16 protein-coding genes and 1 tRNA gene are annotated in these 18,751 nt (G+C 48.7%); 6 read left to right on the top strand and 11 right to left on the bottom strand.

Going from position 1 to position 18,751, the window contains the following annotated elements; all coding sequences use genetic code 11:
- Nucleotides 1-61 precede the first annotated feature (61 nt).
- Nucleotides 62-688 carry a MarC family protein gene (locus DFR27_RS05150; RefSeq protein WP_170150782.1) on the bottom strand — a complete coding sequence of 209 codons (627 nt, stop codon included), beginning with the start codon at nucleotides 686-688 and terminating at the stop codon, nucleotides 62-64.
- Nucleotides 689-773: 85 nt separating this feature from the next.
- Between DFR27_RS05150 and DFR27_RS05145 the strand changes: the two genes are divergently transcribed.
- Entirely contained in the window at nucleotides 774-1,247 is a 474-nt protein-coding gene (locus DFR27_RS05145; protein ID WP_121876386.1) for a YybH family protein, read from the top strand.
- Nucleotides 1,248-1,378: 131 nt separating this feature from the next.
- Here DFR27_RS05145 and selD read toward each other — a convergent pair whose 3' ends face one another.
- The 10 genes from selD to thrS form a co-directional block, all read right to left on the bottom strand.
- Nucleotides 1,379-2,407 (bottom strand): selenide, water dikinase SelD, encoded by a 1,029-nt coding sequence (gene selD / locus DFR27_RS05140; protein ID WP_121876385.1) that lies wholly within the window; start codon nucleotides 2,405-2,407, stop codon nucleotides 1,379-1,381.
- Between the two features lie 155 nt (nucleotides 2,408-2,562).
- A tRNA-Pro gene (locus DFR27_RS05135) sits at nucleotides 2,563-2,639 on the bottom strand.
- A gap of 108 nt (nucleotides 2,640-2,747) precedes the next feature.
- Entirely contained in the window at nucleotides 2,748-3,389 is a 642-nt protein-coding gene (pdxH, locus tag DFR27_RS05130) for a pyridoxamine 5'-phosphate oxidase (protein WP_121876384.1), read from the bottom strand.
- Between the two features lie 17 nt (nucleotides 3,390-3,406).
- Nucleotides 3,407-3,724: an integration host factor subunit alpha gene (gene ihfA / locus DFR27_RS05125; protein WP_121876383.1), complete on the bottom strand. Its 318-nt coding sequence runs from the start codon at nucleotides 3,722-3,724 to the stop codon at nucleotides 3,407-3,409.
- A gap of 4 nt (nucleotides 3,725-3,728) precedes the next feature.
- Nucleotides 3,729-6,110 (bottom strand): phenylalanine--tRNA ligase subunit beta, encoded by a 2,382-nt coding sequence (pheT, locus tag DFR27_RS05120; RefSeq protein WP_121876382.1) that lies wholly within the window; start codon nucleotides 6,108-6,110, stop codon nucleotides 3,729-3,731.
- A 12-nt stretch (nucleotides 6,111-6,122) separates the two neighbouring features.
- Nucleotides 6,123-7,136, bottom strand: coding sequence for a phenylalanine--tRNA ligase subunit alpha (gene pheS / locus DFR27_RS05115; protein WP_121876381.1), 1,014 nt, complete (start codon nucleotides 7,134-7,136; stop codon nucleotides 6,123-6,125).
- Nucleotides 7,137-7,239: 103 nt separating this feature from the next.
- Nucleotides 7,240-7,596 (bottom strand): 50S ribosomal protein L20, encoded by a 357-nt coding sequence (gene rplT / locus DFR27_RS05110; RefSeq protein ID WP_121876380.1) that lies wholly within the window; start codon nucleotides 7,594-7,596, stop codon nucleotides 7,240-7,242.
- A gap of 31 nt (nucleotides 7,597-7,627) precedes the next feature.
- On the bottom strand, nucleotides 7,628-7,822 hold the full coding sequence (rpmI, locus tag DFR27_RS05105) for a 50S ribosomal protein L35 (RefSeq protein ID WP_121876379.1): 195 nt from the start codon (nucleotides 7,820-7,822) through the stop codon (nucleotides 7,628-7,630).
- A gap of 64 nt (nucleotides 7,823-7,886) precedes the next feature.
- Nucleotides 7,887-8,432, bottom strand: coding sequence for a translation initiation factor IF-3 (infC, locus tag DFR27_RS05100; protein WP_121876378.1), 546 nt, complete (start codon nucleotides 8,430-8,432; stop codon nucleotides 7,887-7,889).
- A gap of 54 nt (nucleotides 8,433-8,486) precedes the next feature.
- Nucleotides 8,487-10,406 carry a threonine--tRNA ligase gene (thrS, locus tag DFR27_RS05095; RefSeq protein WP_121876377.1) on the bottom strand — a complete coding sequence of 640 codons (1,920 nt, stop codon included), beginning with the start codon at nucleotides 10,404-10,406 and terminating at the stop codon, nucleotides 8,487-8,489.
- 303 nt (nucleotides 10,407-10,709) lie between these two features.
- On the opposite strand from thrS, the gene DFR27_RS05090 reads away from it, so the two are divergent.
- The 5 genes from DFR27_RS05090 to pta all read left to right on the top strand — a co-directional run bounded on the left by DFR27_RS05090 (nucleotide 10,710) and on the right by pta (nucleotide 18,717).
- Complete coding sequence (locus DFR27_RS05090; RefSeq protein WP_121876376.1) at nucleotides 10,710-13,841, top strand: TonB-dependent receptor; 3,132 nt, start codon at nucleotides 10,710-10,712, stop codon at nucleotides 13,839-13,841.
- A 57-nt stretch (nucleotides 13,842-13,898) separates the two neighbouring features.
- Entirely contained in the window at nucleotides 13,899-14,702 is an 804-nt protein-coding gene (locus tag DFR27_RS05085; protein ID WP_121876375.1) for a S1/P1 nuclease, read from the top strand.
- Between the two features lie 78 nt (nucleotides 14,703-14,780).
- Entirely contained in the window at nucleotides 14,781-15,356 is a 576-nt protein-coding gene (locus DFR27_RS05080) for a thymidine kinase (protein WP_121876605.1), read from the top strand.
- Nucleotides 15,357-15,433: 77 nt separating this feature from the next.
- A complete protein-coding gene (locus DFR27_RS05075) occupies nucleotides 15,434-16,633 on the top strand; it encodes an acetate/propionate family kinase (protein WP_121876374.1) in 1,200 nt (399 codons plus the stop codon).
- Nucleotides 16,630-18,717, top strand: a complete 2,088-nt coding sequence (pta, locus tag DFR27_RS05070; protein ID WP_121876373.1) for a phosphate acetyltransferase — start codon at nucleotides 16,630-16,632, stop codon at nucleotides 18,715-18,717. Before DFR27_RS05075 ends, pta begins: the two co-directional genes overlap by 4 nt.
- Nucleotides 18,718-18,751 lie beyond the last annotated feature (34 nt).

Here is an 18,751-nt window from a genome sequence, read left to right as displayed (position 1 = left end):
TTGATTGAAAGACTACCCCATAAGCTTACGCTTACTGGGGTATTTTTTTGCGCGCTGGGTGCTAGCCTAACAGGCTTGGAAACAACCCCTTCATTCCTAGGGCAATAAATTCCACGGCCATAGATGCGAGCAACAAACCCATAATACGCGTCACAACATTCATTCCTACTGTTCCCAGAAGGCGCGCAATTGTGGGCGCTGAGCGCATGAAGATGTACAAAACAAAGGCAAGTGCCACACTGGCAAGAATAGAAATCAGCACACCAATAGTATTGGCATAGACGATCATGGCAGAAATAGCACCGGGACCAGCGGTAATTGGCATGGCAAGGGGTACCACGGCGATGGCTGGCCTTAACTGAGAAGCGTTGGCCTCCTCGTCAGTTTGGCGAACATCATCTGTATGTGCTTGCATCATAGACAGCGCCATGATCATCACCAAAATACCACCGGCAATTCTAAAACCGTGAATACTAATACCGAAGAACTCAAGCAGGTGATCACCGGCAAGTGCTGAAATACTTAGGATAATGATGATGGCGATACTCGCCTGTAATGCAATACTGCGACGATGAGATTCCCAACGACCTTGAGTCATTGCTAGGAATATTGGGACTAGACCAATGGGATTCGCTAACGCTATGAGAGTTGTAAAGACCTTGATAAAGTCGGCGTTAATCCAATCCACTGTCTGTCCCTGAAGTATGTTTGAGTATGAAATAATAGCTGATCGATCTATTATTAAAGAACTTTAGCATAGAAAGAGCCCAGCGATGAGATCACGACTTCTACTTACAGTACCAGCACTTACGCTTGCCGCACTATTCATGAGCAACGAGATCAGCGCTCAACCAGCTCAATCAACTGAATCGAACCAACAAACTGAAATAGAGCACCCTAGCCTTCGAGTACTGATGGCGCAGCAGGATGCTTGGAATAACGGTGACTTAGATGCCTTCATGCAGGGCTACTGGCAGTCAGATCAACTTAGCTTCGTAGGGTCTGAGAGCTTAACCAAAGGATGGGATGAGACACTTGCGCGCTACAAAGCTCGCTATCCTGATGCCGCCACCATGGGTAAACTTAAATTTGAAGTCATTGAACTACGACCGCTACAAACTGACTTCCTATGGATGATTGGCGTCTGGACCCTGGAGCGATCCGAAGATCGCCCAAGTGGCCATTTCAGCCTACTCTGGCAGAAAATTGACGGACAGTGGCTAATTATCAGTGACCATAGCAGTTAGCAGATAGCAGATAGCAGATAGCAGATAGCAGTTAGCAGTTAGCAGTTAGCAGTTAGAAGCCAGCCGTTAGCCGTTAGCCGTTAGTAGCCTAGCCGTTAGCCGTTAGTAGCCTAGCGACGTCAGTTAGCTCATTAGCGCATTACTTTGACACCCTGGAAAGCGTCTGTCATTTCACCAATTAGGGTTAACGTTTGCCCAACCTCTTCCGCCGCTGCTTTGAGCTCCGCCAACGAAGATGGCTGCACACTAATTAGTAATCCACCGCTTGTTTGCGGATCGCATATCAAACGATAGTCTGGTGACTCAAGTGCTGAAAGATCTATCGCGTCGCCGTAACTTTGGAAATTACGGTGTGTGCCGCCCGGAACACAATCCTTAGCTAGGTACTCAGTAACCCCTGCTAACACAGGGAGCTGACTTAGCGAAATTGATGCGCCTAGCGCTGTGCTATCACAGAGCTCTAACAAATGACCCGCCAACCCAAAGCCGGTGACATCTGTCAAGGCATTGACGCCCGCCACCGTTGAGGCAATCATGCCGAAGGTATTCAATTCCATCATTGCCTTTGCGGCAACACCTTCATGCGAAGCGTCTAGTAATGCACGTTTCTCAGCTGTGGTTAAGATCCCCACTCCTAGAGGCTTAGTCAGCAATAGCAAATCACCTGAGGTGGCACTACTATTGCGCTTCAGGTTGGTCAACGGCACTCTACCGGTTACAGCCAAACCAAATATGGGTTCAGGACTGTCAATCGAATGGCCTCCTGCCAACGGAATTCTAGCTAACTCGCACGCTCGTCTACCGCCTTGAATCACATCTCGCCCCACCGAAGCAGGTAGTTTATCTATCGGCCAACCAAAGATTGCAATCGCCATTAGCGGAGTTCCGCCCATCGCATAGATATCACTTATGGCGTTCGCCGCCGCGATATGGCCGAAGTCCGTAGGATCATCAACAATAGGCATGAAGAAATCAGTGGTGGAGATAATACCGGTGCCATCGCCTAGATCTACGACAGCGGCGTCGTCTTTAGTGTCGTTGCCCACTATTAGGTTCTCGAATTGCCGCTGACTCGCGCCCGCTAATAACTCGGAAAGCACTTCAGGAGATAGCTTACAGCCGCACCCTGCTCCGTGACTATATTGTGTTAACTTAACCATTTCAGCTCGCTTTATGGGTATTATCGGATAGGAAGAGACACTTGAACTGATAGCATAGCCCCTTAGGCACCAAGTGTCAGTAGCGCATACTGGTCTATCTTAAAGATAAGATTGGGTACAAAAAAAAACGACGGCAGATGCCGTCGTTTAAATATTGGTCGGAATAGCGGGATTCGAACCCACGACCCCCACACCCCCAGTGTGGTGCGCTACCAGGCTGCGCTATATTCCGATTAGAACTCAAACAGCTTAAAACCTGTAAACTACTGATTTTAAACGCACTTTAAGAATCTGGCGTTGATAATAACGTCAGCTCCTTAGAGATGCAAAAGGTTTTTTACTAGGGATTGTATCGGGCCAAATGCCAGCCGTTTTCCGTGCGAGTATAGCGGAACCTATCATGCAATCGCTCGCTACGACCCTGCCAAAACTCAAGAGTATGCGCCTCAACGCGATAGCCTCCCCAAAACTCAGGGCATGGCACCTCTTTACCCTCAAACTCGCGGCTAAGCGCTTCAAAGCGAGCGTCAAGCTCCGAGCGATCCTGAGCCATAGCACTCTGAAAAGAAGACCATGCTGCAATCTGGCTAGCGCGTGGTCGGCTATGAAAATAGGCCTCATTCTCCTCACGACTTAGCTGAGTGGCGCTCCCACTTATCAGGACCTGCCGCTCTAAAGGTAACCAAGCAAACAGTAAACTTACATTAGCGTTGAAGTTAATATCTTCAGCCTTATCGCTAGTGTAGTTAGTAAAAAAGCGAAAACCTGACTGATCGTGCCCCTTTAGCAACACAATTCGGCCGGTAGGATAACCGTCTGGACTGACCGTGGATAAGGTCATCGCGGTAGGATCTTTAATCAAGCCACTCTCGGCACTCTGCTGAAACCAGCGTTCGAACTGTTCATGAGGTGATGAGGATAACTGATTACGGTGTAGTTCGCCGAGCTGGTACTCGCGGCGAATGTCAGACATGTCTGTCATGGTTTAACCTCCAGATACTAGGAGTCTGCCTCAGCGGCGTCTGCAGGATGAGCCTCAACACGTGATTTAAGCTTCTGTCCCGGCTTAAAAGTCACCACGCGTCGAGGTTCAATTGGAATTTCTTCGCCAGTCTTTGGATTGCGACCCGGGCGAGCATTTTTATCTCGGAGGTCGAAATTTCCGAACCCCGAGAGTTTTACCTGCTCATTGTGCTCAAGCGCCTGACGAATTTCCTCAAAGAAGAGTTCAACTAAATCCTTAGCCTCTTTCTTGTTAATTCCAAGTTCATTAAACAAGCGCTCTGCTAAATCCGCTTTAGTCAACGCTGAATGCATAATGTCAGTTCCTTAGGCTCGCCCCAAATTCGTTTGATAGAACGTCAATCACGTTGTTAACGCAATCATTGACTTCTTCATCATTAAGAGTGCGAGATGGATGCCTAAAGGTCAAGCCCAAAGCAACACTTTTTCTTTGTTTTTCAATACCTTTGCCCTGATAGATGTCGAAAATATCTACCTGCTGGAAAATGGTATCTTCACCAAGAAGTGCTTGAATTCGATCACAAAGAACGCCCGATGCAATACCTTCATCTACGACAAAAGCAAGATCTCGACGCGTTTCAGGGAACTTAGATACTGGCGTATAGTCTGGTAGACCATTATTCAGCATGACAGCTAAGTCTATTTCAACCACAAGGGTACGCTGCGGAATATCCAACTGTCGCTGAGTCTCTGGGTGCAGCACCCCAATCCAACCAACGGACTTGCCATTCAAAAGAATCTCGGCTGTTTGCCCTGGGTGGAGCGCATCACGCGTTGCCGCGACGAACTTAAAGTCTCCGGCTGGAAGAATTGCTTCAAGATCACCTTTAACAGCAAAGAAATCAACGAGATCTGCACCGTGATTCCACGCCTCGTTCAGACGAGGACCATAGGCAATCATCGCCAATGTAGGCGTTTGGATGACCTCATTCTTGTCCGCGCCTGGAACGAAACGTAAGCCAGTTTCAAACAGACGAACACGGTTCTGTTGGCGATTTATGTTACGCTTAAGCGCTGTAAGCAAACCGGCCCAAAGGCTAGTTCGCATAACAGAAAGATCACTCGAGATCGGATTGGCCAACTCAACCGGGCTGACGCTCGGATCAATTAACTTCTGTACAGCTGGATCTACAAAGCTATAGGAAATAGCCTCTTGGTAGTCGCGCGTAATTAAATCACGGCGCAAATACTGGATAGGCTTAATGCGCTCATCTGCATCGCCAATCTCAAGCATGGCCTGTGGGGTGCGCGTCGGCAGATTATTGTAGCCATAGATTCGCGCAATCTCTTCAATCAAATCAACTTCGATGGCGATATCAAAACGCCACGATGGGATGCGGAAGCACCAACTTTCAGAGTTGCTTTCCGTCAATTCCAAACCAAGGCGGTCAAGAATATCAAGGACTTCATCATCTGCGAGGTCAAGCATTAAGTATTGACTCAACTTAGCTCGACGAAGCGTGACAAAACGCTCCGCTACACCCTCGGTACCCGCTTCGACTATCTGAATTGGACCTGGTTCGCCACCGCAAATCGCAAGCAATAACTGTGTTGCGCGCTCAATAGCAACCTCTTGCATCGCGATGTCTACACCGCGTTCGAAGCGGTGTGATGAATCCGTGTGCAGTCCGTAGGAGCGAGCTTTACCAGCAATCAACTCCGGGGTGAAATGTGCAGATTCAAAGACGATATCTTGCGTCTCGGCGGTCACACCGCTATCTAGGCCACCCATGATGCCAGCAATGGCTAGCGGCTTAGCGTGGTCAGCAATGACCAAGGTATCTTCTTTGAGCGTAATTTCTTGCTCATCAAGCAAGGTGATCTTCTCATCAGCTTCGGCCATTCGAATAACTAAGCCATCGCTAATCTTGTTTAAGTCGAAGGCGTGCATTGGCTGACCAAGCTCCAGTAGGACGTAGTTAGTCACATCAACAACTGGATCAATTGAACGGATGCCTGAACGACGGAGGCGTTCCTTTAACCAAATTGGCGAGGCCGCCTTTACATTGACGTTTTTAACAACACGACTGGCGTAACGAGGACATGCCTCGCCATCATAGAGCGCCACATCCATCACGTCGTCATGGCTTGGTTCGATAAAATCAATCTCTGGAATATTCAGCGGCAAGCGATTTAACACCGCTACATCACGTGCTAGTCCGATGACACCAAGACAATCACCACGATTTGGCGTTAAATCCACTTCAATTAGTGCGTCATCGAGATCAAGGTAACTACGGATATCTTCACCCGTTGGCGCATCGCTAGGAAGCTCCCAAAGGCCTTCATTGGCGTCACTGACTTCCAACTCAGACTCGGAACACAACATTCCGAAGCTTTCGACACCGCGTAACTTAGCTTTGCGAATCTTAAAATCACCCGGTAGCTTGGCGCCAACGGTTGCAAAAGGAACCTTGATACCAAGACGAGCATTGGGAGCACCACAAACAACTTGCGTTAATTCATCACCAATTCCCGCAACTGAACATACCTTTAGCTTGTCCGCGTCGGGGTGTTGCTCAATGGCGACGATTTCGCCAACAATCACACCACTAAACTTACCGGCGGCAGCTTCTACACCATCCACTTCCAATCCAGCCATGGTGATCTGTGCAACTAACTCTTCAGTGGTTAATGTGGGGCTAACCCATTCTCGTAACCAGCTTTCACTAAAAATCATATTAAACCTCGATTAGAATTGCTCTAAGAACGGAATGTCGTTCTCGAAGAACAGTCGTAGATCGTTGACGCGGTATCGCAGCATTGCTAAACGTTCAACCCCAAAACCAAACGCGAAACCCGAGTACACTTCGGAATCAATACCCGACATTTTGAATACATCAGGATGCACCATGCCGCAGCCCATTACTTCAAGCCAGCCTGTGTTTGAACAGATTCGACACCCTTCACCACCACAGCTAGTACACTGAATATCTACTTCAGCACTGGGCTCAGTAAATGGGAAGTAGCTAGGTCGGAAGCGCGTTGGTAAGTCTGCCTCGAAAAAGGCTTTCAAGAACTGGTCAACCGTACCACGAAGATCGGCAAAGCTGACATCCTTGGCAACCACAAGACCTTCAACCTGGTGAAACATAGGGGTATGAGTCAAGTCTGAGTCGCAACGGTACACGCGGCCCGGACAAATAATACGGATAGGAGGCTCTTGGCTCTCCATGGTACGAACTTGCACTGGCGAAGTGTGAGTTCTAAGAACACCGCCCTCTAGCGTGTAGAAGGTGTCGTGCATCGCACGAGCTGGGTGGTGATCAGGAATATTGAGCGCTTCGAAGTTATGATAGTCATCTTCTATTTCTGGACCTTCAACCGTTTCAAAACCAATCTTAGAGAAAATTGATTGCATACGCTCCAAGGTACGGGTCACTGGATGTAAACCACCTTGTGTGGACTGAAGTCCAGGAAGGCTAACATCAATGCGCTCGGCAGCGAGCTGAGCGTTGACCGCAGCGGTTTCCATTGCAGAACGTTTCTCATTCAATGCATCTTGAACGCGCATCTTAACTTCGTTGATACGGGCGCCAGCCTGTGGGCGCTCCTCGGGCGTTAGCTTGCCAAGGTTCTTCATAAGCGCGCTAATTTTGCCCTTCTTACCCAAATAATCAACGCGCACAGCGTCAAGGGACTGAATGTCTTCAGCGGCGGCGATTAACTGGATGGCCTCATCGCCCAATGAAGCAAGGTTTTCCATGCGGATACTCCGATATCTCTATACAAAAACAGGGAAAGAGTCGCCTCTTTCCCTGCTCGTGAGAATACAGCGAACTGTACTCTAGGTATACTTTATTTGCGGTTTACGCTAAAGCGGCTTTTGCTTTCTCAACAAGAAGAGAGAAAGTTGCTTTGTCGTGAACTGCTAAATCAGCCATTACCTTACGATCAAGAGCGATAGACGCCTTTTTAAGACCGTTGATGAACTGGCTGTAGGTCATACCGTTAGCACGGCTTGCTGCGTTGATACGCGCAATCCATAGCTTACGGAAGTCACGTTTCTTAACGCGACGGTCGCGGTAAGCGTACTGACCTGCTTTTGTTACTGCTTGAACAGCAACGCGATAAATGCGGCTACGGGCTCCATAGTAACCCTTAGCTTGCTTTAAGACTTTCTTGTGACGACGATTTGCGGTCACTCCACGTTTTACGCGAGGCATAGCCTATTCCTTCTAAAAATTAAACTCAGGGTTACTTAGTTCGCAACATGCGATCAATTAGTACAACATCGGACTTGTGAACCAAATTGGTGCCACGAAGTTGACGCTTACGCTTTGTTGTCATTTTAGTAAGGATGTGACTCTTATGAGCACTCTTACGTTTGAAGCCACCTGCGACTTTCTTAAAGCGCTTAGCGGCGCCACTGTGTACTTTAGCTTTCGGCATTTCGTTAACTCCAGTAAATTTCAGGATTTAATCGACAAGTAAGCCGGCATACCGAGTGCCGGGATTACTTCTTCTTTTTCGGAGCCACTACCATAGTAAGTTGACGACCTTCCATTTTCGGGTACATCTCCACACTACCGTATTCCTCAAGATCTCCTTCCAGACGTTTTAGCATCTGCATTCCGAGATCTTGATGAGCCATTTCACGTCCGCGATAGCGAAGCGTAATTTTGGCCTTGTCTCCGTGTTCAAGGAACTTGATAAGATTGCGTAACTTAATCTTATAGTCACCTTCATCTGTACCAGGACGGAACTTGACTTCCTTGACGGTGTTTCGTACCTGATTCTTTTTAGCCGCAGCCTTCTGTTTCTTCAATTCGTAGATGTGCTTACCAAAGTCCATCACCTTACAAACAGGTGGTTCGGCATCTGGTGAGATTTCCACTAAATCGAGTTCTACTGAGCGTGCTGCTTCCAAGGCGTCTGCTAATGCAACAACACCAATCTGGTCACCGTTAGGTCCGATCAGACGGACTTCGCGAGCTTGAATATGTTGGTTAAGTTTAACCTTATTACCGCGCTCTCTACCGTTGTCTCGCTTGATAATCAAATTCTCCGTTCTAATTACAGTTCACCACGTTCATCATTAGTGATAATACGTGGTCTAATTGCTGACTCGACCAAACTCATTCACTGCGTTCTGCAGTAATGTTTTGAAGTCCGCTAAAGGCATAGACCCAAGGTCTTCCCCTTGGCGGGTTCGAACCGCAACAGTTTGCTGCTCTACTTCACGATCACCCACTACGATTAAGTATGGCACTCGTTGTAAAGTATGCTCGCGGATTTTAAAGCCGATCTTCTCGTTTCTCAAGTCCGTATTTGCCCTAAAACCATCTTTTTCTAATTCTTTTGCTACAAAAGTAGCCCATTCACTCTGTTTGTCAGTGATATTTAGCACTGAAACCTGAGTTGGTGCCAGCCAAGTTGGGAATGCACCAGCATAGTTCTCAATCAAAATACCGATAAATCGCTCGAATGACCCAAGAATCGCTCGATGCAGCATCACCGGCGTTTGACGCGAGCCATCTTCAGCTACGTACTGAGCGTCTAAACGACCTGGCATGGAGAAATCCACCTGAATAGTACCCATCTGCCATACTCGACCAATGCAGTCCTTCAGTGAGAATTCAATTTTTGGACCATAGAAAGCACCTTCACCTGGCAACTCTTCCCACGGCAGTCCTTTCGCATCCAGGGCATCAGCAAGAGACTTCTCCGCTTTATCCCACGATTCATCGCTACCAACACGACTTTCAGGACGTGTAGAGAGGCGATAGATAATCTCACTGAAGCCAAAATCGTGATAGACCTCATGAAGGAAATCAATAAAGGTACTAACCTCCTCTTGGATCTGGGCTTCGCTACAAAAAATATGCGCATCATCTTGAGTAAATCCACGAACTCGCATAATGCCATGTAGTGAACCGGATGGTTCGTTACGATGACAAGAGCCAAATTCCGCCAATCGTAGCGGCAGATCGCGGTATGACTTCAAACCCTGATTAAATACCTGCACGTGGCAAGGACAATTCATTGGCTTAACAGCAAAATCACGTTCTTCAGTTTTAACCATAAACATGCCGTCAGAGAATTTATCCGCGTGGCCAGAACGCTGCCAGAGCGAGTAGTCGACAACCTGAGGAGTCTTAATCTCTTGATAACCATGAATACGCTGCTTAGTGCGCATGTAGGACTCAATAGCTTGATAAACCGCCCAACCCTTCGGGTGCCAGAACACCATTCCAGGTGCCTCTTCCTGCAGATGGAAGAAATCTAACTGTTTACCAATCTTACGGTGATCACGCTTCTCGGCTTCTTCGATGCGATGTAAATACGCCTTAAGCGCTTTTTTATCGGTCCAGGCTGTACCGTAGACTCGCTGCAACATTTCGTTGTTGCTGTCGCCACGCCAGTAGGCCCCGGCAACTTTCATCAGCTTGAATGCCTTAATCTTAGAAGTGCTTGGCACGTGCGGTCCACGACACAAGTCCTCAAAGTCACCCTGACGGTATAGCGACAAAGCTTCGTTAGCCGGAATACTTTCGATGATTTCCGCCTTATACGCCTCACCGATACTCTTGAAATACTCTACGGCATCGTCTCGCGAAAGCTCTCTTCGAGTCACAGGAATATCCTGCTTAGTCAGCTCAAGCATACGCTTCTCTATCGCTGCAAGATCCTCAGCCGTAAATGGACGCTCATAAGCGAAGTCATAATAGAAACCGTCTTCAATCACTGGACCTATGGTGACTTGCGCCTCAGGGAAGAGTTGCTTGACGGCTTGCGCCAACAAATGCGCGGTAGAGTGCCTAATCACCTCAAGACCTTCGGGCGACTTTTCAGTAATGATTGCAAGCGTTGCGTCGTTCTCAATAACAAAAGCAGCGTCGCGCTCAACACCATCAACAACGCCGGCTAGTGTGGCCTTAGCAAGACCAGGACCGATGTCGGCGGCGACGTCAAGAATTGAAATAGGAGAATCAAATTGACGGCTACTACCGTCTGGGAGAGAAATGCTAGGCATTGTAGACCTCTTTTCAGTGGTGACCCCTACGAAAGGCCACGTGATAGGCTGCTTTGGCAGCTTAAATTAAGTTTGAAGCGGCAGTATATAGGCCCAACTCGGTTCATGCAATCCAAGCGTTTAGTGCTCCGTGGTAGCACCGGTATTCACCAGGGGAATAGTAGCACCTGAAACTATTGCTTGATAAACACCTGCGTTGTCCTAAAATTGAAAAAATCAGCGTTCAGACTTGCTATGGTCAAAAGCCGTACTCGCTGACTTATGTGCAGTTTTATATAAAAAAACGAACCCCTGGAGGGATCCATGAGAGCTATTCGCTTTAAGCCCAATCTAATATCACTCGCCGTGCTGTCAACCTTATCGTTGTCCATGCACTCAATGTCTCAAGACACTTCCTCTTCGGTCCGCGGTAAAGTAATGACCGATGACGGTCGAACCGTGACCAATGCAACCGTTACCATCACCCACGAGAACACCGGTCGTCAAGTTGACACTGCTGTGAACGAAAGTGGCGTATTTGTGGTCAACGGCCTACGTGTGGGCGGCCCCTACACCATTGAAGTGGACACCACTGAATTCACGGATACCACCCTGAATGACGTGTTTCTTGTGCAAGGTAACAATACCAACTTTAACTTTACGGTAGGCAGTACCGTGGTGCTTGAAGAAGTGATGGTGACTGGTTCTCGGGTTGACCGCCAACCTGGCCGTGATTTCAGCGCAGACGACATTACTAAATCGGCCAGTATCGATCGCGACCTTCGCGACACCCTGAAACGTAATCCGCTTGCAGTATTGGACGGCGACGAGTTTAGCGTTGCCGGCGCCAACCCACGGACTAACGCATTCGTTGTGGACGGGATTAGACAGAACGATAACTTCGGCCTCAACTCTAATGGCTACCCTACTCAGCGCTCACCAATCTCACTGGACGCGGTAGAAAGTGTAAGCCTTAATGTGGCGCCTTACAGCGTAACGCAAGGTGGCTTCACCGGTGGTCAGATTAACGTCATTACCAAGTCTGGTACCAACGAGCTTACTGGTAGTGTGTTCTATGAATTCACTGACGACAGCATGGCGGGTGACAAAGTTGCCGGCGAGAATTACGAAGGCTTGATTTCGGAAGAGACCACCTGGGGCGTTTCTGCTGGTTTCCCCATTATCCAAGATACACTCTTCGGATTCCTCAGCTATGAGAAGTTTGATAAGCCACTGAACCCAGAGTTCGGCCCAGCAGGAAGCGGGCTTGCCAATGAGAGTAATGTTACTCAGGCTGACTGGGATCGAATTGATTCAATTGCTCAGCAAACTTACGGCCTCGCTTCCATCGGAAGTTATGCCACCAAGCCGGTTGAGGAAGACGAAAAGATCTTAGCTAAGATTGACTGGCAGATCTCGGACGACCATCGTCTAGCTGCTACTTATCAGCACACCCTCGGCAACCGCACCAACCTTGTTTCCAGTAATCCATTTTCACTTAATGCTTCATCCTATTGGTATGACAAGGAAGAAGAGTTAGAGACTTTCGTCATGATTGCTAACAGCGATTGGAGTGATGTTTTCTCTACTGAAGTGAAGCTTGGCTATAAAGATACTACAACCAATCAGCAGCCCTTCTATGACCTAGGGATAGGCCAAGTAGCTGTTCGCTCTAGCTCTGGTACGGTTAATTTCGGTGTGGACCAGTATCGACAGGCCAACCGTCTTAACAACCAAACTACGGAATTCCTCTTTAAAGGTAACTACCTGCTAGGCGACCACCAAATCACCTTTGGCTACAACTACGAGAATGTTGACGTATTCAACCTATTCGTACCCGCTGCAAAAGGTTCGTGGAGTTTCTCTTCAATTGACGACTTTGAGAATGGTCTAGTTGACCGCTTCAACTACTCCAACGCAGCATCGGGCAATGCCGAAGATGCGGCAGCAAGTTTCAGCATGGTCACAAACACCTTCTTTATTGAAGATCTTTGGACCGTAACTGACAAACTAGACATTAACTACGGCATTCGTTACGAACAGATTTCGATGCCTGATTCACCAGCAACTAACCAAAACTTTGTTAATCGCTACGGATTCGATAATAGCTCTACCTTCGACGGCGAGTCGATGATTTTGCCAAGAATCGGTTTCGATTACACCGTTACAGACGACTTCGTTCTTTCCGGTGGTATTGGTAAGTTCTCTGGCGGCTCGCCGCTAGTGTGGATGTCTAACAGCTACTCCAACGACGGTCAATCGGCGTTAACCTATTTTGGTGGCTGGGATCCAACGTGGCCTATCGACTTTGCTCAGGTTCCCGCAGATGCAACCGCTGGCTTAGTCGGCGGTGACGGGCTTGTGAATGCCGTATCACCTAATTTCGACATCCCGTACGACTGGCGCTACAGCTTACGAGCTGAAACTTACTGGGACATTCCACTACTTAGCGATAGCGTTGAGATAGCCGCAGAAGTGATGATCAAGCACAACAAGAACGATGTTCGCTGGGTTGATCTATCGCGCCGCTATATTGGCGAAGACGGCACTGGCCGCACAGTCTATGAGACATACGATCCGTTGACTCAGTCTAATACCGATCGCTACGACCTCATGTTGACCAACGCACAGGATGACGGCAAAAGCACCATCTTTACCTTGTCTATGGCAAACGACTGGTCAAACGGTTGGAGCATGTTCACCTCGTATACCTATCAGGACGTGACCGAAGGTACCCAAGGTTCAAGTAGTACGGCTCGCTCGAACTATCAGTACCCGGTAACACGTTACGACCGAAATGGCACAACGCTTGGACCAGGCTATTGGCAGTCTGAACATAGGTTTACGCTATCTCTAAACTGGGAAAAAGAACTCTTCTCAGGCTATGAGACGTCCGTCAACATGTTCTATGAAGCGCGTTCTGGCCGTCCGCTTAGCTGGGTGCTAGGTTCTTACCGTGACGGCGGTTTAGGCGATCAGCCTTCGCTACAGGGTTCGGACGCTTATCTACCTTATATTCCAGTGGATGCTAACGATCCAAACGTTGCCTACGGCTGGGGCTTAGACTATGACACACTTATGTCGGCCGTTAACGAAATTGGCCTAGGTGGCCACGCTGGCGATATCGTCCCGCGTGGTGTCGATACGCAGCCATGGATTCGCTCTCTGGATCTAAATATTAGCCAGGAAATCCCAGGATTTACTGACGAGCATCGCGGTGTGGTAACACTTTCCTTTGTCAACGTGCTTAACATGCTAAACGACGACTGGGGCGTTTATCGCTCTCAGAGCTTCAACAACAAAATCTTAGTTGATCATGACTATGATCCAGCTTCGGGCGTCTACACTTATAGTGTTCCGTTCGGCCAGCAGGGTCTTGAGACGAAGAACTGGGATCGAGTGAACCCTGAACGCTCTGTTTGGCAGCTAAAGTTAGGCTTACGCTATAACTTCTAAGTGTTTAAAGGGCGTGCCACGAAAGTGACACGCCCTTCTTGTATAAGGGTACTGAAAATGAATAAATCGCTACTTATCGCTAGCCTCCCTTTAGTTGGCGCACTAACGGTAGATGCTCATGCTTGGGGCGCTTCTGGTCACCGTACCGTAGCAAAGCTGGCCGATCGCTATCTCACCGAAGAAGCCAGAGCCGGCATTGATGAAATCATCGGCTCAGACAATAAACTCTGGGAACTCTCTACCTGGCCTGATGAAATCCGTTCCGACGCAAACACCTGGCGTCATACCTTTCCTTGGCACTACGTTTCTATTGATGATCACGAAGATATCCATGGTGATTTTCCTCGCTCATCTCGCGGTGACATCTTGAGCGGCATTGACACCATGTCCCAAAAGATCAATGACTCAACTTTGTCCACCGAAGACCGATGGCAGGCACTTGCCTTCTATGTCCACTTCGTTGGCGACATCCATCAACCCCTTCATGTGGGTAATCGATCAGATCGCGGCGGCAATGCCGTTCGGGTAGACTGGTTTGGCCAACGAAGCAATCTTCACACTGTTTGGGATAGCAAAATTATTGATCACTGGGATTTGAGCTTTAGTGAGCTAGTTGAAGCACTTGACGAAAACATCACCCTAACCGCTCACGAAAGCGCCCAAGCAGAGCCAATTGAATGGGCCGCCGAGTCTATGATTTTGCGTAACCAGTGCTACGAGCGCCTAGACAAGAATGACGGTGACTACCCAGACCTCGGTTACGAGTATGCCTATTATAATGGCGAGCTTGTGAAGGACCGTCTAAGGCTAGCGAGTTATCGCTTGGCCTACCAGTTGAATACGATTTTTGCTGCCGATTAGCTTACCGCCATGGGGAGCTCATCCTCTCCATGTGGTACCTTCAAATTTACCAACTCTATCAGCGATGAGATCTACTTAATGGCACAGCTTTACTTCTATTATTCGTCCATGAACGCCGGGAAATCTACCACGCTACTGCAGTCGGCCTATAACTATCGCGAACAGGGCTTAACGCCCGTACTCTATACTGCCGCATTAGACGATCGAACACAGGCGGGTGTGATCAGTTCCCGCATAGGGCTTCAGGCTGAAGCAAACACTTTCACTGAACACACCAACCTTTTTAGTCAGATTTCCTTGCTAGTAGATGGCCAGCGACCACACTGTGTATTAGTGGACGAAAGTCAGTTTCTATCTCGTGCTCAGGTTGATCAACTGGCTCGTGTTGTGGATGAGCTTCAGATACCGGTGCTCTGCTTTGGCATTCGAACTGACTTCATGGGAGAGCTCTTCGCGGGTTCCGAACGTTTACTTGCCATTGCCGATAAACTAAAAGAAATCAAAACAATTTGTCACTGTGGTAAGAAAGCGACCATGGTAGTTCGCCTAGATGAAAGCGGACACGTGGTGAAGCACGGCGACAAGATTTCCGTGGGCGGAAACGAAAAGTATAAACCGTTATGCCGTCGGCACTTTGGTGAAGCCATCGCTTAGCGCTTTCGCGCGCTTAGTGTTGCAATGAACGCGACTTAAAATTTAATTACCAATTAACAGGAGCTTCTAGAGCGGATATGACGCAGACGGTTTTAGTGTTTAATGCAGGTAGTTCAAGCTTAAAGTTCACACTATTGGATTCCGCTAGCTCGATGGTATTGGTGGAAGGTATTGCCGAGCGGCTGGAAACTGAACAAGCCGTGCTGCACTTCAAGGAGGCAAACCTCAAGACTACTACAGCACTAGCTGAATCTAGTCACAAAGCGGCCTTAGCAGCTATTTTGGTGTCACTCTCGGCCTACCCAGCCCCTGTTGTAATTGGTCACCGAGTAGTACATGGTGGTAAGCGATTTAGCCAAGCAACACTCATCAATGCGGACGTCCTTAAGGCAATTGAAGACTGTATTCCGCTTGCGCCATTACACAACCCAGCTAACCTCGAGGGGATTAACGCCGCGCTTTCGAGCTACCCGGCGGTGCCACAAGTCGCCGTATTTGACACGGCCTTTCATGCGAAGATGCCCGAATACGCCTACCTTTACGCCCTACCTCGGCATTTTGAGCGTGACTATAACATCCGCAAATATGGCTTTCATGGCACCAGTCATCACTACATTAGTCGCGAGACAGCAAGACTTACTGGCAACGCGATCAGCGCACAGAACCTGGTGATTGCACACCTTGGAAATGGCGCCAGTGTGAGTGCTGTATCTAACGGTAGATCAGTTGATACCTCAATGGGTATGACACCAAGTGACGGCCTCGTTATGGGAACTCGATCCGGCTCGCTTGATCCAGGGATTCTCATTCACCTCATGCAAGAGCATGGCTACAGCGCAGAGCAACTCGACATCCTAATCAACAAGCGTTCTGGTTTACTGGGACTGTCTGAACTCACCGCTGACATGCGGGAGCTCGAAGAAGCCCTCACAGCAGGCTCGGCGCCAGCTACCGTGGCCATCGAGGTATTCTGCTACCGCCTAGCCCAAACAATCGCGTCGATGGCTATCGCCTTGCCGAGTTTAGATGTACTCGTTTTTACCGGCGGTATTGGCGAAAATTCACCATTGGTACGAGCGCTCACGTGCCGCTGGCTGGGGCTACTAAATATTAAGATTGACAGTGATCATAATGAAGGTGCTGCTCGAAACGAAGCCGCACAAATAGACGCGGCCAATTCAGCCGTTTCTGTTTGGGTGATTCCTACAAATGAAGAACTGATGATTGCTAACGAGGCGCTTGCGCTGTTAGCCAACGTTGGAGAAAGCCAACCATGACTAAAGTATTTCAGCTTGTTTCGGCCGAGCCGGGCGCCGGACTAATGACCACTGCCCTAGGTGTAAAACACCTTTTTGAGCAACACGGGCTTAACGCCGGGGTATTTTGGCCTGTTGGCACGGCCAACGAAAGCCTAATTCACTTAGTACCGGTTTATAGTCTTGAGGCGTTTAATTTGGCGGTGGAGGAACAACGCCTGTACGAAGTATTAGAAGCGCTCGCTGAACGTTTCGACGCGCTCAGTCAAGACCACGATGTTGTCTGCATCATTGGCCTCTCCGAAGCCGCTAAGCTTCCACAAGCGCGTGAGTTCAACACTCTGCTGGCAAAGTCGCTCAACAGCCAGGTAATTGTGGTGTGCTCGGGTGCTGGGACAGATGCCCAACAAATTAGCAGTAGAATAAAGCTATCCTTGAAGAGCTACCATGCTATTAATGACCGTCTCTTAGGGGTGGTGCTCAATAAAATAGGTGTGCCACTAGACCGCCACGGCCGAATTCGTCCAGATCTGGGCGTATCTTTAGATTCAGATGGCAAAGATTACTCGGCAGGACTCAAGGCGGAACAGCTTCAACCTCTCCCTGTACCAATGCTTGGCTTCGTACCCTGGGATCAAGTTAATAACCGTGCGCGCGTTGCCGACCTACGCAGTATCTGTGACTTTGAGTACCTCAATGAAGGTGAAGCGAAGACTCGTCGGATCTCCTGGCTTTTGGTAGCAACCCGCTCTGTTGATACGCTTACCAAGAATTTAAAGGCTAATACCCTGATTGTTACCGCAGGTGATCGGGTTGATGTACTTATGATGGCGGCATTGGCTGAACAACGAGGCGTTAAATTAGCAGGATTGTTGCTTACCTCAGGTATCCAGCCATCACAACAGAGTATTGATTTGATAAAGGCCGCACTTGATTCGGGACTACCTGTCTTGGAAACCACTGAGCGAACCTATGAAGTTGTTTCAAACTTCTCGAGCTTATTTCTGGATGTGCCAAATCAGGACGAAGAGCGTTTCACTGCTTTAACCAACCACGTTGCTGCGCATCTTGACCGAGACGCTTTACTAAAATTGACCGAACGTAGCTATAAAACGCAACTCTCCCCAGCGGCATTCCGATACAAGCTCGTTAAACGTGCCGCCCAACTCGACAATACCATTGTACTTCCAGAAGGCGACGAGCCACGTACGCTGGAGGCCGCTCAACTTTGCTGCGAGCGAAATATCGCCAAGTGTATTTTGCTGGGCGAACCCGAAAAGATCCGAACACAATTAAAAGCGCTCAATATTGACCAGCACCCTAACCTTCAAATTGTGAATCCTATTGAGTCGTTTCATCGCTACGTAGAAACGTTTGTTGAACTCCGTAAGCACAAAGGAATGACTCATAGCTTAGCCACCGACATTCTGCAGGAAGACCGTATTATGTTAGGCACATTGATGCTTCATTGCGGTGATGTTGACGGCCTGGTTGCCGGTGCTGAGAATACCACTGCCGCAACGGTCACACCGGCGTTTCAGATAATCAAAACCAAGCCCGGCCAGTCACTAGTATCGTCCTGCTTTTTCATGTGCCTACCTGACCAAGTATTGGTCTATGCCGATTGCGCTATTAACCCTGACCCAACGAGTGAACAACTCGCTGATATCGCTATCCAAAGTGCCGAATCAGCAATCGCCTTTGGTATCGAACCCCGCGTGGCGATGATCTCATACTCAACTGGATCGTCAGGCACAGGGAGCGATGTAGATAAGGTTATTGCCGCCACTAAACTGGCAAAAGATAAATTACCCGAGGTGTTAATTGATGGCCCGCTTCAGTACGATGCGGCAAGCGTCGCAAACGTGGCCAAGTCGAAAGCGCCAAGCTCCTCGGTGGCCGGCCAAGCAACGGTGTTTATCTTTCCTGATCTTAATACCGGCAATACAACTTACAAAGCAGTTCAGCGAAGTGCCGGAGTGATTTCAATTGGGCCAATGTTACAGGGCTTAAATAAGCCCGTTAATGATCTCTCTCGAGGCGCCCTAGTAGATGATATCGTTTACACCATCGCCCTGACCTCTATTCAAGCAGGCGCGAACTAATCAACTCCCCTATTGTTGTTGCCGCTGACCCGCG

It is taken from the genome of Umboniibacter marinipuniceus (genome assembly GCF_003688415.1).
GTDB lineage: Bacteria > Pseudomonadota > Gammaproteobacteria > Pseudomonadales > DSM-25080 > Umboniibacter > Umboniibacter marinipuniceus.
The sequence above is the reverse complement of the archived record's forward strand: the minus strand, read 5'-3'. Positions and strand labels throughout refer to the sequence as shown.

What these genes read in the sequence shown, in the direction of transcription:
- selD (WP_121876385.1), bottom strand. Translation starts at nt 2,407, where the DNA reads ATGGTTAAGTTAACACAATATAGTCACGGAGCAGGGTGCGGCTGTAAG.
- pdxH (WP_121876384.1), bottom strand. Translation starts at nt 3,389, where the DNA reads ATGACAGACATGTCTGACATTCGCCGCGAGTACCAGCTCGGCGAACTA.
- thrS (WP_121876377.1), bottom strand. Translation starts at nt 10,406, where the DNA reads ATGCCTAGCATTTCTCTCCCAGACGGTAGTAGCCGTCAATTTGATTCT.
- ihfA (WP_121876383.1), bottom strand. Translation starts at nt 3,724, where the DNA reads ATGCATTCAGCGTTGACTAAAGCGGATTTAGCAGAGCGCTTGTTTAAT.
- pheT (WP_121876382.1), bottom strand. Translation starts at nt 6,110, where the DNA reads ATGATTTTTAGTGAAAGCTGGTTACGAGAATGGGTTAGCCCCACATTA.
- pheS (WP_121876381.1), bottom strand. Translation starts at nt 7,136, where the DNA reads ATGGAAAACCTTGCTTCATTGGGCGATGAGGCCATCCAGTTAATCGCC.
- DFR27_RS05080 (WP_121876605.1), top strand. Translation starts at nt 14,781, where the DNA reads ATGGCACAGCTTTACTTCTATTATTCGTCCATGAACGCCGGGAAATCT.
- DFR27_RS05145 (WP_121876386.1), top strand. Translation starts at nt 774, where the DNA reads ATGAGATCACGACTTCTACTTACAGTACCAGCACTTACGCTTGCCGCA.
- DFR27_RS05075 (WP_121876374.1), top strand. Translation starts at nt 15,434, where the DNA reads ATGACGCAGACGGTTTTAGTGTTTAATGCAGGTAGTTCAAGCTTAAAG.
- DFR27_RS05090 (WP_121876376.1), top strand. Translation starts at nt 10,710, where the DNA reads ATGAGAGCTATTCGCTTTAAGCCCAATCTAATATCACTCGCCGTGCTG.
- rpmI (WP_121876379.1), bottom strand. Translation starts at nt 7,822, where the DNA reads ATGCCGAAAGCTAAAGTACACAGTGGCGCCGCTAAGCGCTTTAAGAAA.
- pta (WP_121876373.1), top strand. Translation starts at nt 16,630, where the DNA reads ATGACTAAAGTATTTCAGCTTGTTTCGGCCGAGCCGGGCGCCGGACTA.
- DFR27_RS05085 (WP_121876375.1), top strand. Translation starts at nt 13,899, where the DNA reads ATGAATAAATCGCTACTTATCGCTAGCCTCCCTTTAGTTGGCGCACTA.
- rplT (WP_121876380.1), bottom strand. Translation starts at nt 7,596, where the DNA reads ATGCCTCGCGTAAAACGTGGAGTGACCGCAAATCGTCGTCACAAGAAA.